Genomic DNA, 12,785 nt, shown 5'->3' with positions numbered 1-12,785 from the left:
GGGGAGGGGATCACGGTTCAGCCGTAGAGGTCGTTTCGCATCGCATGGTCGTAGTGCGCATCGATGGCTTCGGCGGCGGAGGCGTCCTGCTTGGTCATGGCTGCCAGCATCTGGCCGGGGGTCGGGAGCACGCCACGCCCGATCCGGGATTCCGGCGCCCACAGCTTGGCCCGGTTCACCGCCTTGCCGCAGTGGAACAGCACCTCGTCCACGCTCACGACGATGGCCGTCTTGGGAATTTTCGTCCCCTCGGCGAGGCTGGCGCGGAGAGCCGCGTCGTCCGAGACGCGGCCGTGCCCATTGATCCGCATGAAGACGTCCAGGCCAGGGAACAGGAAGAGCATCCCCAGCCGGTCGTCCTCCAGCAGGTTGCGCATGGACTCGATCCGGTTGTTGCCCGGCCAGTCGGCGAAGGCGACGGTCTTGGCATCGAGCATCCTGACGAATCCTGGCGGGCCGCCGCGCGGCGAAGCGTCCAGGCCGGCGGCGCGACCGGTGGCGAGGCAGAAGAAGCTGGCCTTGGCGAGGTAATCGGCGTGGAAGGAGATCAACTCCGTCATGACCGCCTTTTGGACATGCTCCATGGGCGGGTCGTAAAGCCGGTCGAGGTCGGGCGTGGGGGAGGGGGGATTCCGCGGGATCATGGCTTTCTCCTGTCGCGAGCAGTGTAGCCGGGAGACGGGAGGCGGCGCTAAGCTATGGCGGCCATTCGATAGCGGGTTGACGCCATGACCGAGGAACGGTTCGCTTTCGCCGCGAGTGATGCGTGCGAACCGATCATCGTCGCCATCTACGAGACGCAGGCCGAACATTGTGCGCTGGGGCTGCACAGCCATCCGCGCGGCCAGCTCTCCGGCCTGCGCCGCGGCCTGCTCACCATCGGCACGGAGACGGACACCTGGGTGGTTCCCGCCGACCACGCGGTCTGGCTACCGCCCCACCAGCCGCACCACGGCTACACCCATGGGGCCGTCGAGGGGTGGAGTTGCTACATCGCGGAGACCGCCTGCGCGACGCTGCCGGAGCGGCCCTGCATCATCAAGGTGTCCGGCCTGTTGCGCGAGGCGGTGATCCGCGCCTCCGGATGGCGGGGGTGGGAGATGGACGAGGCGCAATGGCGCCTTGCCATGGTCCTCCTCGACGAACTCAGGGCCTCGCCCATCGACCCTTTCACCTTGCCGATGCCGCGTGATTCGCGCCTGCTCCGGATCGCGCGGGCCTTGCTCGACGATCCCGGGGATCGGCGCGGCATGGACGCCTGGGCGTCCTGGGCGGGCGTCTCCGAGCGCACGCTGAGCCGCCGCTTCGTTGCGGAGACCGGCTACAGCTACACCGCATGGCGGCAGCGGGCGCGTCTGATGCGCGCGCTGGAGATGCTGGCCGAGGGCGCGCCGGTGACGACCGTGGCCATCGACCTCGGCTACGACAGCGTCAGCGCCTTCATCGCCGTGTTCAAGCGGACGCTGGGCGTGACGCCGTCGGCCTATTTCGGCTGAGCGGGATGGGGCGGAAACGACGAGGGGCCGCTTGATGGACAAGCGGCCCCCGTAGACACTGTCGTGCCCCGAAACTGGAGCGGGCGAAGGGATTCGAACCCTCGACCCCAACCTTGGCAAGGTTGTGCTCTACCCCTGAGCTACGCCCGCAATGTGGCGCGAGTGACGGGACTTGAACCCGCGGCCTCCGGCGTGACAGGCCGGCGCTCTAACCAACTGAGCTACACCCGCAATATGGCTCCGGATGCTGGACTCGAACCAGCGACACGCGGATTAACAGTCCGCTGCTCTACCGACTGAGCTAATCCGGAACGGAGGCCGGCTTATACGGGTCCCAGCGGTGGAGCGCAAGCAGGAACTTCACCGGGCTGCGATTTTTTCCAACCCTCTGGTCAGGCGACCCCGAGCAGGCTCTGCACCGCCCGGACGATGCTGTCCTCGGAGAAGGGCTTCTGGACGACGGAGAGCTGGCCCGGTTCCTCCTTGGGCAGGTTGTCGCTGTAGCCGGTGGTCACCAGGATGGGCAGCTCGGGGCGCTGCTCCTGCATGCGGGCGATCAGGCTGGTGCCGTCGAAATGCGGCATGCGCAGATCGGTGATCAGGATGTCGGCGGGATCGTTCTGGTCGATCTTGAAGGCATCGAACCCGTTGCGCCCGATGGTCACGCGGAAGCCGCGCTCCTCCAGGGTTTCGGCAATGGTGACCGCGACGACGGGGTCGTCCTCGGCAACGATCACATGAAAGGTCTGGGACATGACGGGCGGGCCTCTTGTCTGCACGGTCCTGAATCCTGTAGCCCATCGGGCGGCGGCGGACCAATGCGCAATAGGTCATAAACCGCCGTCTCCGCCATACCGCCCCCGGCCAAGGTGTCGGCCGTTCAGCGGCCCCCATTCAGCGCCCTCCCGTTCAGCGCCCTCCCGTTCAGCGGATGATCCGCAGGTTGCTGAGCTGGCCTGCGATGGTGCGGAACACCGTCTGCAGGTCCGCCGGGGTGGGGCTGTCGAAATAATGGTTCGGGCCGGGCGAGGCGCAGCTTTGGTAAAGCGTGCGGGTGCTGCTGCTGGCGCTGTCGCCGACGGTGATGGTGAAGAGGGTGATCCCCGCCGCCTTCATGTTGGTGCACAGCGTCAGCATGCGGTTGTCGATCGCCGTGGTCACCTGATTGGTGTTGGTGGTGCCGAGCAGCCCGTCGCTGAGGCGCTGGTAGCTGGTGTAGTCGCCCTGCGGCTTGTACTTGTACCACTCGTTGTTGCCGTCGGTCAGCAGGACGACCGCCTTGGACATGTCCGGCGTTCCGTAATCGAGCGGCAGCGTGTTCGGCGTCGTGCCGCCCCACAGGCCGCGCCATTTCGGCGACAGGGTGAACCATCCCGCCTGAAGCCCCTGGTTCGCCATGGTGCCGCCGCGGTTCACCGGCTTCAGCCCGGCGATCTTGGACAGCAGGGCCGCGCGGTCGTTGGTCAGCGGCATGACCGGTGGCGGGCAGCCGAGATTCGGCCCGGCCATGTCGTTGGTCTGGCGGTAGGTGCCGTCGTCGGTGATGTTGTTCGGGGTCCAGGGGTTGTCGTTGTTGTTCCCGTTGTACTGGTTGTTCGGGTACCAGAAGGGCTTGAAGGGCGCTGAGGCCGGTGGGGTGTCCGTCTGGTCCTGCGGCTGGGTGCGCGCCAGGACGCAGCCGCGCCAGCCCTGGGAGGCCCATTTGGTGGCGTCGTAGCTGCCCGCCGCCAGCCAGTTGGTGCGCGCCTTGCCGATGTTGACCTCCGCCGCGTAGGGGGCGATGGAGACCCACAGATTCTTCGGCGGCGTGCTGCCCGGCCCGAACAGGATGTTGACGAGGTCGGTGGCGGCGCTGCGCAGCTCCCCGATGCGGTTGTTGGTGGCCATCGAGCCGGTGACGTCGAGCACCAGCGCCAGCTCCAGCCCGGCGTTGGCGCGCTGCACCTGGTTGGTGACGGAGATGGTGAGCTGGTCGACCCGCAGGACGCGCAGGAAGGTCGTCGGCAGGGTGGCGGTGACGGAGACGCCGACGCGCTGGTTCGTCTGGTCCAGCGTCACCGCCGGGGTGCCGATGGCCGCCCCGAGGAAGCCCGGCGGCAGGTTGGCCGCGACGAACATGGCGATGTCCTTCTGGGCGTCCGCCGAGGAGTTCAGCATCTTGCCGGCGGCCAGCGCCCCGGCGTCGATGGCGGTCTGGAGCCGCGACTGCACCAGGAAGGCCCGCCCGTAATCCACCGCCAGCCCGACCATGCCCAGAAGCGGCACCGCGGCGGCGGCGAACATCAGCGCGGTGGCGCCCCGGCGGTCCCGCCGCACCGCGCCCAAGGAGGTGAGCAAGCGGCCCGCGGAGGTGAGCACTGTCCTCATGGCCCGGTCTCCAGCGTGGTGAGCGTGCCGAGCCGGGGCTGGTAGACGGCGCTGGCGTAGAGCGTCGTGGAGGTCCCGGCGTTGCCGAGCCAGGGTCCGCTCAGCAGATAGGGGGTGAAGCGGTAGAACAACTCGGTGAAGATGGCGTTGTCGCCGGGCTGCTGGGTGAAGCCGGGCGGCAGCGTGGCGACCCCGCCCGCGGCGCCGAGGTGGCTGGCGGCGGAGCCGGTGCCGGCCCGCTGCTGCCACATCACCCGCGACCCCTGGCCCATGTTGGCGACCGAGCTGACGATCACCTGCCCGCCGGCCATCAGGTCGAGCGGCTGGGCGACCTCCGTCGCGGCGAGGAACAGCACGCCGACCTCGTTTCCCTTCACCACGGTCATGCCGGCGCGCAGCTTGTCGAACTGGGTGGCGATGTCGCTGACGTTGGCGGCGGTGCGGTTCAGGGTCAGGCTGATGCTGACGTAGCGCACAACGTCCACCGTGGCGGTGACCAGAACCAGAAGGACCGGCGCCAGCAGCGCCATCTCCAGCGCGGCGACGCCGCCGCGGTCGCGCAAGGGATTCCGGTGGAATGGACGATGTCCCGTCATGCCGGTCACTCCCCCACCATGAAGGGCTCGTTGCGCACGGCCAGCCGGGCTTCGTGGACCAGCTCCGCCCGTCCCAGCACGGTGGCGCCGAGCCCGGTCAGCACCGGCTGGGTGTAGCGCAGCGCGTAGACCACGACCTGCCCGCTGCCGCCCAACGCCGCCCCGGTCTGCCTGGCGTCCCAGTTGGTGGAGCCGCAATTCAGGTCGGTCAGCGCGGTGGAGAGCGGAACCCCGCCGTTGACCTGTCCCAGCGTGGTGAAGGAGGCGTAGCTGTGGCTGCGCACCGACAGGCGGCTCTGGTCGAGCACCCGGCTGGTCAGCCGGCGCACCGTGTCGCAGACCTGGGCGCGGCGGTCGGTGAAGCCGCTCGCCAGCTCCCCGGTGAAGCCGCTGCGGGCGGCGGCGCGGGCGGCATGGTTGAGCAGACCGTCCACGGTCAGCGAGTAGGACACCTCGGCCAGCGCGATCATGCCGGCGATCAGCGCCGGGGAGACGATCGCCAGCTCCAGCGTGGTCAGCCCCCGGCGGTCACCCAGGGGGCGAGGGAAGGGACGGGGGCGGCTGCGGCGGTTGCTGCGCATGGGGCCGCCTCACGGTTTGAAGGCGACGAACTGGCGCGCCGTCTCGTAGAAGGCCAGGTTGGAGCGCACGTTGGCGTCGTCGAGGTCGAGCCGGGCGATGCGGGCCGCCGACTCCAGATCGCCCTTAAGCCCGTAGGCCAGCGCGAGGTTCTGGCGCACGCGGGGAGAGTCGACCCCGCCTTGCACGAGGCCTTCGAGGATCGTCACCCCCTCCGCGCTGCCGTTCAGCGCCAGCGACAGGCCGAGGTTGGCCATGGCCGTCGCGTTGTTCGGCTCCGCCTTCAGGACGTGGCGGTATTCGCCCTGGGCCTCCGCGTGCCGCCCGGCGAGATCGAGGGCAACGCCGCGGTTCAGGCGGGCGCGCAGGTCGTCGTCGTTGCGGCGCAGCAGGGCGTCGAAGCGATTCAGCGCGTCGGCGGGCCGGTTGGCGCGGACCAGCGCGCGGCCCAGCGCCGTCTGCACCTCCACATTGTCGGGCACCGCGGCGGCGGCCTTCTGGAGTTCGACCACCGCGTCGGCGGCGGATCCGCTCTCCGACAGGGTCTCGCCCAGCCCGAGCAGGGCGCCGACATGGCCGGGCGCCTGATCCAGCACCGCCCGGTAGAAGCGTACCGCGGAGCCGGTGTTGCCCGCCTCCTGCGCGGCGCGGGCGAGGCGGAGCTGCACGCGCGCCTTGTCGTCCAGCGTGGCGTTGGCGGTCGGGCCGCTCTTCGACCCCACCGGCCCGCCGCCCGGCGGGCTGGCACAAGCGCTGACCGACAGCAGCAGGAGGGCGGCCGCCGCGGCGCGGCCCAGGGACAAACGCTTGCTGGACGGGCGCTTCTGGGTCGGGGTGGCGATCATGGCTGACCTCCCTTGGTCTGGCTGTGGGGCGGGTTCGAATGGGTCTGGCTGGAATGGGCTTGCTGGCTGGTGCCGGCGCTGTCGAAACTGCGCGAGACGTCGAGCATGGCGGGGCCGCCGACGACGATGAAGACGCAGGGCAGGATGAAGACCACCATGGGCAGGGTGAGCAGCACCGGCAGGCGGGCCGCCTTCTCCTCGAACCGGGCGAGGCGCTGGGCGCGCATCTCCCCGGCCAGGACGCGCAGCGCCTGGGCCAGCGGCGTGCCGTAGCGCATGGCCTGGATCAGCGTCGTCGCCATGCCGCGCACGCCCTCCATGTCCAGCCGGGCGGCCAGATTGTTGAGCGCGCCGCCGCGGTCGGACAGCACGCGCATCTCCGCCGCGGTGGCCGACAGCTCGGCGCTCAGCGCCGGGTAGGCGGTCGCCACCTCGCGGGCCACGCGGTCCACCGCCGCTTCCAGGCCGAGGCCGGCCTCGCCGCAGATCACCAGCAGGTCGAGCGCGTCGGGCAGGCCGTTGCGCACCTCCTCCAGCCGGCGGTCGCGCATCCGGCCCAGCGCCAGATCGGGCAGCCGCCAGCCGAGCAGCGCGCCGGCCACCACCTGCGCGGCGGCGCCTGGCGCGCCGATCAGCGACGGCAGAAGGTCGCCCGCCGCCGCCGGGACCAGCGCCATCCCGGCGCCGATGGACAGCAGCTTGATGCCGAGCAGGGAATAGAGGTGGCCGGGCTGGTTATAGCCGGCGGCGATCAGGCTTCGGCGCATCCGCTCGCGATCTGCGGACCCGATCAGCGGCGTGCGGGCCAGCCAGGCGCCGACCCGGCTCAGCAGGCTCCGGCGCTCGGTGTCCGGCTCGGCGGACGGCGCGGTTCCGGCGCGCAGCCGCTCCAGCCGGGCCAGCAGCCGCTCGCGCAGCACGCAGGAGCGCAGCCCGGCCACCCCGGTGAGGATCATCAGAACGCCGAAGCCGAGAAGGACCGGCTGGGGGATCAGGCCGCCCATCACGCCGCCGCTCATGACAGGGTCCTTCGGATGAGAAGCTGCATGGAGCCGACACCGACCAGCAGCAGACCGCCCGCCACCGCCAGCATCGTCTGGCCGCTCGGCTCGTCGATCAGCCGCATGGCGTAGTCGGGGTTCAGCATCGCCATGCCGCCGCCGGCCAGGAAGGGCAGGGCGGCCAGCACGGCGGCGGAGCTGCGCGCCTCCGAAGTCAGGGCGCGGGTGCGCATCTGGACGCGGCGGCGCTGGCGGATCATGTCGGCCAGATTCTCCAGCGGCTCCGTCAGGTTGCCGCCGGTTTCCCGCTGCAGCAGCAGGGTGACGACGAAGAAGCGGAACTCCGGCAGGCGGACGTTGGCGGCGGCGCGGCCCAGCACGGTTTCCAGGTCGATGCCCATGGCCGTCTCGTCGACGATGCGGCGGAACAGCGGGGCGATCGGCTCGGACAGCTCTGTGCCGACCATGCGCAGGCTTTCCGACACCGGGATGCCGGCGCGGGTGGCGCGGACGACGAGGCTGATCGCGTCGGGAAGCTGGTTCATCAGTGCTTCCAGCGTCTTGCGGCGGCTGGCGGCGAAGACGAGGCGCGGGGTGACCAGCAGGGCCACGGCGGCGGCGGTCATGGCGCCCGCGTCGCCCATCACCGGGCCGCCCAGCCACCAGCACAGGCCGGCGGCGACCACGGCGGCCAACAGCGCCCGCCACAGCCGGACGCCCGGCGGCAGATAGACGGTCTGGCGCCGCGCGTAGAAGCGCGACATGCGCCGCTTCACCCGGTCCGCGAGGGTCAGGGCGCCGGCGCCGGTGATGTCGGGGCTGCCGTCCTCCGTCACCGTCCGCGCCTCGGCCGACAGGGCGGCCAGCCGGCGGCGCAGCGCCTTGCGGCGGCGCAGCGCGCGCAGGGTGGACAGGGCGAACAGCAGCGTCCCGACGCCGAGGAGGAGGGTGGCGACCTGCAGGGCCTGGATGCGGTCCATCGCGTGTCCCCTCCCGCTACAGGCCGGTGGTGGCGGCGTTCCAGGCCGCCTCCTGCCCGAAATAGGCCAGCCGCTCCGCGAAGCGCGGGCGCAGGCCGGTGGCGGCGTAGCGTCCCTCCAGGATCCCGTCGCGGTTCTCGCCGCGGAACTCGAAGGTGAAGAGGTCCTGGGTCAGGATCACGTCGCCCTCCATGCCGACCAGCTCGGTGACGTGGGTGATGCGGCGCACGCCGTCGCGCATGCGCTGGACCTGGACGATGACGTTGACCGCCCCGGCGATCTGCTGGCGGATGGCCCGGCTGGGCAGGTTCATGCCGGCCATCAGCACCATGTTCTCGACGCGGCTCAGCGCGTCGCGCGGGTTGTTGGCGTGGATGGTGGACATCGACCCGTCATGGCCGGTGTTCATGGCCTGGAGCATGTCGAAGGCCTCCGCCCCGCGCACCTCGCCGATGATGATGCGGTCGGGCCGCATGCGCAGCGCGTTGCGCACGAGGTCGCGCTGCGTCACCTGCCCCTGGCCCTCCAGGTTGGGCGGGCGCGTTTCCAGCCGGACGACGTGGGGCTGCTGGAGCTGGAGTTCGGCCGCGTCCTCGATGGTGATGACGCGCTCGGTCGCCTCGATGGGGCGGGACATGGCGTTGAGCAGCGTCGTCTTGCCCGAGCCGGTGCCGCCGGAGATGATGACGTTCAGCCGGCAGCGCCCGATGATCTCCAGCGCGCGGGCCATCGGTTCCGACAGGCTGCGGAACTCCACCAGCTCGCGGAAGCCGATGGTGCGGCGGGCGAATTTGCGGATGGAGATGCAGGCGCCGTCGAGCGCCAGCGGCGGCACCACGATGTTGACGCGGCTGCCGTCGGCCAGCCGGGCGTCGACCATCGGGCTGGATTCGTCCACCCGCCGCCCGACCGCCGAGGCGATGCGCTGCGCGATGTTCAGCAGGTGCCCGGAGTCGCGGAAGCGCACCGGCATCTCGACCAGCTTGCCGCGCTGCTCGGCGAAGGTGCGCGACGGGCCGTTGACCATGATGTCGGTGATCGCGTCGTCGGCCAGCAGCGGCTCCAGCGGCCCCAGCCCGATCATGTCGTGGACCAGTTCCGTCGCCAGCGTCGCCTGCTCGCGCCCGTTCAACTGGCTGCGGCTGGTGGTGGCGATGTCGTCGATCAGCCGCTCGACCAGCGGGCGCAGCGTTTCCGCCGGCATGTCGGCGATGGTCGCCGGGTCGATGCGGGCCAGCACCTGGGACCGGATGTCGTTCAGCGAGCGGTTGACCGGGCGCAGCGCGGCCGGCGGCGGCGGAGCGGGGGCTGCTGCCGGTGCTGCGACCGAAGCCGGCGCCGGGGCGGGCTTCGGCTCCTCGGGCGAGGGGCTGGCGACCGCCAGGGAGGCGGATGCCGACTTGCGGCCGAACAGCGTGCTCATCGCCGCACCCAGCGGCGGAACAGGCCGTCCTGGGCGGCGGGTTGACCGGCGACGTCGGCGCCCAGCCGCTCCATCGCCTCGCGGAAGCGACGGCAGTGGCGGAAGGCCGGCTCGCCGACGCCCGCGGCGACGGCCAGCGGCACCGGGCGATAGGGCAAGGCGTGTTCCGGCGGCTCGCCCAGCGTGCGCATCAGGTCCGCCGCGGGAAGCTCGCCGGGGGCGCCGCGCCGGTTCAGCACGGTGACCAGCCGCCCGCCGCCGGACCGGCGCGCGATGGCGGCGCGCAGCCGCACCAGATCGCGCAGCCCCGCGACGCTGGCGTCGCCGACCAGGACCACGATGGAAGCCGCCTCCAACGCAGCGCGGGCCGCCCCGCCCTGGGCGCGGCCGGCGTCCACGACCACGTAGTTGTGACGGGCCTGGAGCCGGTTCAGCACCGACAGGGCGGCGGCCGGCGCGATGTCGATCACATCCTCCACCGGCTCCTCCGCCGCCAGGACGGACAGCCGGTCGGAGGCGGCGACCATCGCGCGCTCCATGAACACGTCGTCCACCCGGTCGGGCGCCTCCACCGCCTCGCGCAGCGCCGGCTCGGGCCGCAGATTGAGGGCCAGCGCCACCGAGCCGTTCTGCAGGTCGAGGTCGACCAGCGCCGTGCGCCCGCGCGCCCCGTCGGCCAGCCAGCAGCCCAGATGCACCGCGACGGTGGTCGTGCCCACGCCGCCGCGCGCGCCGACCACCGCCACCAGCTTGCCCAGCCGCCCCGCCGCCTCGTCCGCCGCGGTGCCGGCGCCGGCGCCGGCGGCGCGCAGCGCGCCTTCCAGCAGGTCGCGGGACAGCGGTTTGAACAGGTAGTCGGTGACCCCGATCCGCCGCAGCTCGCGGTAGAGGCCGATGTCGTTGCTGTCGCCGACCGCGATCACCCGCACCGACGGGTCGCAGACCCCGGCCAGCGCCTCCATGGCGGCGAGCGGCTCGGCGACGCCGGACAGGTCGACCAGCAGCAGGTCGGGCGAGCGCTGGCGCGCCAGGTCGCGGGCGGCGCTGCGGATGTCGCCGGTCCGCACCTCGCAGGGCAGCAGGGACGGGGCGGTGCGGGTCAGCAGGGCGGCGCTGGCCGCGTCGGCGACGTAGGCGAGCAGGCGGGGACCGGCGCCGCGGGCGGCGTCGGCCGGCGAGGGCGCCTCGCCGAGCAGGGTGGCGAGCAGGCTCATTGGTCCTCCTGGCTTCCGTTCAGGGCGGGGGCCAGCAGGAAGGCGCTGGACGTGTTCCCCTTCACGAAGGGCTTCACCTTGTCGGCGCGGTAGCGCTGGACGGCGCCGGCCATGCGCTGGCCGTCGGCGGGCACGGTCTCGCGCCCCTGCACGAGGTCTCGCGGGTCGGCCAGCATCAAGGCGAGGTTGCGCTGGTTGCTGCAGCCCAGCGCCGCGGTGGGGCTGTTCTGGTACCAGCCGCTGTAGATGTCGCTCCACGCTTGGCAGTCCGGGGCCAGCGCGATGTAGCTGGTCACCTGGAGCGCCGGGGCGCCGGACTGGTCGGGGGCGAAGGTGACGTTCTCCGCCGGCACACCGGCCCCGCCCAGCAGGGAGACGGTGGCGGCCTGCGCCGGGGCGGCGAGCAGCGGGCCGGTGACCGTCACGTGGGGGGTGGTGTCGCGGCCGAGCCCGGCCACCGTGCGGACCACGCGGGCGCGCTCTTCCGCCGCGATGGCGCCGCTGCGCGGGTCGATGGCGAAGGGGACGGCGTTGCTCAGCGCCTTGACAGCGGGTGTCTGGGCGTTGGGCATCGGCGGGGGCGTCTGTGGTACGGCGCAGCCGCCCAGCAGGCCGGTGAGGAGCGGCAGAAGCAGCATCGGCGTTCGCATGGCTCTGGGCAACATGGCTCTGGGCAGCATGGCTCTGGACATGGCGCTGTGCTCCGCGAAAGGGGTCATTGCAGGGTGAAGCCGGCGTCGCCGTGCAGGCGGGCGGCGCCCGGCCCGATCGCCATCGGAGCGGCGAGGGGGGCGGCGCCGGAGCCGCTGCCGCCGCCCGCCGGAGGCTGGAGGCTCTGGGCGCGGTTCAGGAAGATGCGCTCCACATCGGTGGCCGCGACGAAGCCGTCGGTCGGGGCGGACAGCGCGTTGGCGGCGGACACCGGGCGCACGAGGTAGGGGGTCACGACGATGACAAGCTCCGTCTCGTTGCGGCGGAACTTGCTGGAATGGAACAGCGCCCCCAGCACCGGCACGTCGCCCAGCCCCGGCACGGCGTCCAGCGTCGCCGTGGTGTTGTTCTGAAGCAGACCGGCGATGGCGAAGCTCTGTCCGCTGGCCAGCTCGATGGTGGTCTCGGCGCGGCGCACCGACAGGCCGGGGATGCGGATGGAGTCGACCACGACGGCGCCGTTGTTGGTCAGTTCGCTGACCTCCGGGCGCACGCGCATGCTGATCTGGCCGCCGCCCAGAACGGTCGGGGTGAAGTCCAGGCTGACGCCGTACTTCTTGAACTGGATGGTGGTGGTGCGGTCGTACTGGGCGACCGGGATGGGGAACTCGCCGCCGGCCAGGAAGCTGGCGGTCTCGCCGGACAGGGCGGTCAGGTTCGGCTCGGCCAGCACGGTGATCAGCCCGTCCTCGGCCAGCGCGTCCACCACCGTGTTGATGTCCACCCGCCCGTTGCTGGAGCGGTAGCTGCCGCCAATCGAGTTGGTTGGGGGGATGGCGCGGATCAGGTTGCCGGCGGCGTCCAGGATGGGCCGTCCGGTGGCGATCCCGAAGGCGAAGGAGCCGATGTTGAACATGCTCTCGAAATTGACGCCCAGCTCCTTGGTCACCTGACGCGAGACCTCGGCGACGCGGACCCGCAGATTGACCTGGGCGGGGGAGGCGACGGTCAGACGGTTGGTGACGGTCTGCCCCTGCCCGACGTAGCGCTCGGCCAGCTCGACCATCTGCCGCGCCGTGGCTGGGGAGGAGACCGTGCCGGTCAGCGTGATGCCGTTGCCGGTGCTCTGCACATCGATGGCGGCGTTGGGCACTTGGGCGACCAGTTTGGACCGCAGGTCGCCGATGGGCATGGTGACGACGACGCTGAAGGAGGCCAGCGGCTTGTTGTCCGCCGACAGGGCGTAGACGCTGGCCCGCCCCGGCGTCTTGGCGACGATGAAGAAGGCCTGCGGGCCGGACGCCTGGACGTCGGCGATCTCCGGGGCGGAGGTGAAGACGCTGGCCGCCGGGGCCGGCAGGTTGACCGGCTGCCCGCCGCCGACCTCAAGCGTGATCTCGCGGGGGCGTTGCTGCGCCTGGGATTGCTGGGATTGGGCGGGCGATGCGACCGACGCCGCGAACAGCCCGGCCAGGAGGGCCGCCCCCATGATCTTGAAGGCCGCGGTTTTGATGGCTGCGGCCCGGCCCCTGGTGGTTGTGATGGTCATCGTCATGGATTCGTCCCCCCTGGGTCGGCGCGCCGGTTCAGCGTTCGAGCGTTTCCGTCTTGGAGCCGCGGATGATGAGCAGCG

At 71.5% G+C, this 12,785-nt stretch carries 13 protein-coding genes and 3 tRNA genes; 1 reads left to right on the top strand and 15 read right to left on the bottom strand.

Features of this window, described 5'->3' with window-relative positions; genetic code table 11:
* Positions 1-17 precede the first annotated feature (17 nt).
* Complete coding sequence (locus GBZ26_RS19390; RefSeq protein ID WP_174440249.1) at positions 18-644, bottom strand: MSMEG_1061 family FMN-dependent PPOX-type flavoprotein; 627 nt, start codon at positions 642-644, stop codon at positions 18-20.
* Between the two features lie 84 nt (positions 645-728).
* Here GBZ26_RS19390 and GBZ26_RS19385 point away from each other — a divergent pair, with 84 nt between their 5' ends.
* Positions 729-1,496 carry an AraC family transcriptional regulator gene (locus GBZ26_RS19385; RefSeq protein WP_174440248.1) on the top strand — a complete coding sequence of 256 codons (768 nt, stop codon included), beginning with the start codon at positions 729-731 and terminating at the stop codon, positions 1,494-1,496.
* A 75-nt stretch (positions 1,497-1,571) separates the two neighbouring features.
* Here GBZ26_RS19385 and GBZ26_RS19380 read toward each other — a convergent pair.
* The 14 genes from GBZ26_RS19380 to GBZ26_RS19315 all read right to left on the bottom strand — a co-directional run bounded on the left by GBZ26_RS19380 (position 1,572) and on the right by GBZ26_RS19315 (position 12,641).
* A tRNA-Gly gene (locus tag GBZ26_RS19380) sits at positions 1,572-1,646 on the bottom strand.
* A gap of 4 nt (positions 1,647-1,650) precedes the next feature.
* Positions 1,651-1,727 (bottom strand) — tRNA-Asp (locus GBZ26_RS19375).
* A gap of 4 nt (positions 1,728-1,731) precedes the next feature.
* Positions 1,732-1,807, bottom strand: a tRNA-Asn gene (locus tag GBZ26_RS19370).
* Positions 1,808-1,888: 81 nt separating this feature from the next.
* Positions 1,889-2,251 (bottom strand): response regulator, encoded by a 363-nt coding sequence (locus GBZ26_RS19365; protein WP_014200077.1) that lies wholly within the window; start codon positions 2,249-2,251, stop codon positions 1,889-1,891.
* A 169-nt stretch (positions 2,252-2,420) separates the two neighbouring features.
* Entirely contained in the window at positions 2,421-3,863 is a 1,443-nt protein-coding gene (locus GBZ26_RS19360; protein WP_174440247.1) for a TadE/TadG family type IV pilus assembly protein, read from the bottom strand.
* Positions 3,860-4,459 (bottom strand): TadE/TadG family type IV pilus assembly protein, encoded by a 600-nt coding sequence (locus tag GBZ26_RS19355; RefSeq protein WP_174440246.1) that lies wholly within the window; start codon positions 4,457-4,459, stop codon positions 3,860-3,862. The genes GBZ26_RS19360 and GBZ26_RS19355 overlap by 4 nt, the downstream gene beginning before the upstream one ends.
* A 5-nt stretch (positions 4,460-4,464) precedes the next feature.
* Complete coding sequence (locus GBZ26_RS19350; protein ID WP_174440245.1) at positions 4,465-5,040, bottom strand: TadE/TadG family type IV pilus assembly protein; 576 nt, start codon at positions 5,038-5,040, stop codon at positions 4,465-4,467.
* A gap of 9 nt (positions 5,041-5,049) precedes the next feature.
* Positions 5,050-5,883, bottom strand: a complete 834-nt coding sequence (locus GBZ26_RS19345) for a tetratricopeptide repeat protein (protein ID WP_246654165.1) — start codon at positions 5,881-5,883, stop codon at positions 5,050-5,052.
* Positions 5,880-6,902: a type II secretion system F family protein gene (locus GBZ26_RS19340; RefSeq protein ID WP_174440244.1), complete on the bottom strand. Its 1,023-nt coding sequence runs from the start codon at positions 6,900-6,902 to the stop codon at positions 5,880-5,882. Before GBZ26_RS19340 ends, GBZ26_RS19345 begins: the two co-directional genes overlap by 4 nt.
* A complete protein-coding gene (locus GBZ26_RS19335; RefSeq protein WP_174440243.1) occupies positions 6,899-7,864 on the bottom strand; it encodes a type II secretion system F family protein in 966 nt (321 codons plus the stop codon). The genes GBZ26_RS19340 and GBZ26_RS19335 overlap by 4 nt, the downstream gene beginning before the upstream one ends.
* Positions 7,865-7,880: 16 nt before the next feature.
* Positions 7,881-9,287 (bottom strand): TadA family conjugal transfer-associated ATPase, encoded by a 1,407-nt coding sequence (locus GBZ26_RS19330; RefSeq protein WP_174440242.1) that lies wholly within the window; start codon positions 9,285-9,287, stop codon positions 7,881-7,883.
* On the bottom strand, positions 9,284-10,501 hold the full coding sequence (locus GBZ26_RS19325) for a CpaE/TadZ family protein (protein ID WP_174440241.1): 1,218 nt from the start codon (positions 10,499-10,501) through the stop codon (positions 9,284-9,286). Before GBZ26_RS19325 ends, GBZ26_RS19330 begins: the two co-directional genes overlap by 4 nt.
* A complete protein-coding gene (locus tag GBZ26_RS19320; protein WP_246654164.1) occupies positions 10,498-11,193 on the bottom strand; it encodes a CpaD family pilus assembly lipoprotein in 696 nt (231 codons plus the stop codon). Before GBZ26_RS19320 ends, GBZ26_RS19325 begins: the two co-directional genes overlap by 4 nt.
* Positions 11,194-11,216: 23 nt before the next feature.
* Positions 11,217-12,641, bottom strand: coding sequence for a type II and III secretion system protein family protein (locus GBZ26_RS19315; protein WP_247884848.1), 1,425 nt, complete (start codon positions 12,639-12,641; stop codon positions 11,217-11,219).
* Positions 12,642-12,785: the final 144 nt, after the last annotated feature.

The sequence above is a fragment of the Azospirillum formosense genome (genome assembly GCF_013340925.1).
Classification (GTDB): Bacteria; Pseudomonadota; Alphaproteobacteria; order Azospirillales; family Azospirillaceae; genus Azospirillum; species Azospirillum formosense.
Note: the sequence above shows the minus strand (reverse complement) of the source record. Positions and strands in the feature narration are given on the sequence as shown.

Bases quoted from the DNA above. Each gene is read 5' to 3' on its own strand.
- GBZ26_RS19390 (WP_174440249.1), bottom strand. From the start codon at position 644: ATGATCCCGCGGAATCCCCCCTCCCCCACGCCCGACCTCGACCGGCTT.
- GBZ26_RS19385 (WP_174440248.1), top strand. From the start codon at position 729: ATGACCGAGGAACGGTTCGCTTTCGCCGCGAGTGATGCGTGCGAACCG.
- GBZ26_RS19365 (WP_014200077.1), bottom strand. From the start codon at position 2,251: ATGTCCCAGACCTTTCATGTGATCGTTGCCGAGGACGACCCCGTCGTC.
- GBZ26_RS19360 (WP_174440247.1), bottom strand. From the start codon at position 3,863: ATGAGGACAGTGCTCACCTCCGCGGGCCGCTTGCTCACCTCCTTGGGC.
- GBZ26_RS19355 (WP_174440246.1), bottom strand. From the start codon at position 4,459: ATGACGGGACATCGTCCATTCCACCGGAATCCCTTGCGCGACCGCGGC.
- GBZ26_RS19350 (WP_174440245.1), bottom strand. From the start codon at position 5,040: ATGCGCAGCAACCGCCGCAGCCGCCCCCGTCCCTTCCCTCGCCCCCTG.
- GBZ26_RS19345 (WP_246654165.1), bottom strand. From the start codon at position 5,883: ATGATCGCCACCCCGACCCAGAAGCGCCCGTCCAGCAAGCGTTTGTCC.
- GBZ26_RS19340 (WP_174440244.1), bottom strand. From the start codon at position 6,902: ATGAGCGGCGGCGTGATGGGCGGCCTGATCCCCCAGCCGGTCCTTCTC.
- GBZ26_RS19335 (WP_174440243.1), bottom strand. From the start codon at position 7,864: ATGGACCGCATCCAGGCCCTGCAGGTCGCCACCCTCCTCCTCGGCGTC.
- GBZ26_RS19330 (WP_174440242.1), bottom strand. From the start codon at position 9,287: ATGAGCACGCTGTTCGGCCGCAAGTCGGCATCCGCCTCCCTGGCGGTC.
- GBZ26_RS19325 (WP_174440241.1), bottom strand. From the start codon at position 10,501: ATGAGCCTGCTCGCCACCCTGCTCGGCGAGGCGCCCTCGCCGGCCGAC.
- GBZ26_RS19320 (WP_246654164.1), bottom strand. From the start codon at position 11,193: ATGTCCAGAGCCATGCTGCCCAGAGCCATGTTGCCCAGAGCCATGCGA.
- GBZ26_RS19315 (WP_247884848.1), bottom strand. From the start codon at position 12,641: ATGGGGGCGGCCCTCCTGGCCGGGCTGTTCGCGGCGTCGGTCGCATCG.